This window comes from Bradyrhizobium sp. LMTR 3 (assembly GCF_001693485.1).
Classification (GTDB): Bacteria; Pseudomonadota; Alphaproteobacteria; order Rhizobiales; family Xanthobacteraceae; genus Bradyrhizobium.
The window spans coordinates 1-852 of the sequence record NZ_MAXC01000054.1 but is presented as its reverse complement, the minus strand read 5'-3'; the positions used below and the strand labels follow the sequence as shown (position 1 = coordinate 852).

Annotated in this window: 2 protein-coding genes; one reads left to right on the top strand and one right to left on the bottom strand. The window is 61.2% G+C overall.

Annotated elements, in window-relative coordinates; all coding sequences use genetic code 11:
• Positions 1-226, top strand: a 226-nt coding sequence (locus LMTR3_RS39000; RefSeq protein ID WP_210184745.1) for a hypothetical protein, incomplete at its 5' end; no start/stop codon positions are given.
• 78 nt (positions 227-304) lie between these two features.
• Here the strand turns inward: LMTR3_RS39000 and LMTR3_RS34180 are convergent.
• Positions 305-852: PCC domain-containing protein (locus LMTR3_RS34180; RefSeq protein WP_065749363.1), on the bottom strand; the 548-nt coding region annotated here is incomplete at its 5' end.

Below are 852 nucleotides of genomic sequence, written 5' to 3'. Positions count from 1 at the left end.
GTTCAGCGCAGCTGTGGCTCCGGCGCGCGCGCTCGTAGCGGGCGCCAGCCGAGGAACACCGTCACCTCATCCTCAACGGCCCGCCCGACACAAGACGGGCGCCGAGCAGGCCGCGATCGGCGAGACGATCCGGGTCACCGAGCCCTTTGGCGGTGACCCGTTCGATCTCAGTCTCGAGAGTCGCGCCGGGAGCTATGCTGCTAGTCACGGCGTATTCTCCTCCTAGTCCGGTTGGTGATTCCCCGCGGGGGGCTACCCCTGTGCTTTTCCAAGACTCTCAGGAGTATCACCTCGCATGCTCCGCCTACGCCACTACGAGCTCGTGATAGTAACCAGTCTTGTCCCAGGTCGCTTTCAAGATGACCCCCGACACTTTTGCGATAGCGACCGTGAAGTGCGAACGGGAGGCATTCACGATATTTTTCTCGTCGCGACCCGTGTATGAGCCCTCCAAGAGGTGCCCGCAGACCGTCTGCGAGGCACTCGTTACCGTAACATGAACGTGGAAATAGGGGGTCTCGTGTCCCACGAAGCCTGCAGGACCGAAGCCTGTGTCTTCGGGATGGGGAAACGCCGGCGGCAGCACCGACTTGTCCGGGACCCAGCCCATTCCGATGATGCCATGTGCGCTCAGTTCTAGCGGCCCCGGGATGTCAACGAAGTCAACGCCAAAATTGTCATCTCGTGGCTGGTGGGGAAGCCGCATCACCCTAGCGTTGTCCAGCGAGCCGGTCGCGTCCAGAAGGACCCCTGTCTTGACATCGTTTTGTTTGCAGATGTCCCAAAGGGCTCGAAGAAGGTCTTCACCTCGCTCGAGTTGCGCGTAGATGACCTCCTCGATCTTCCCGCTGA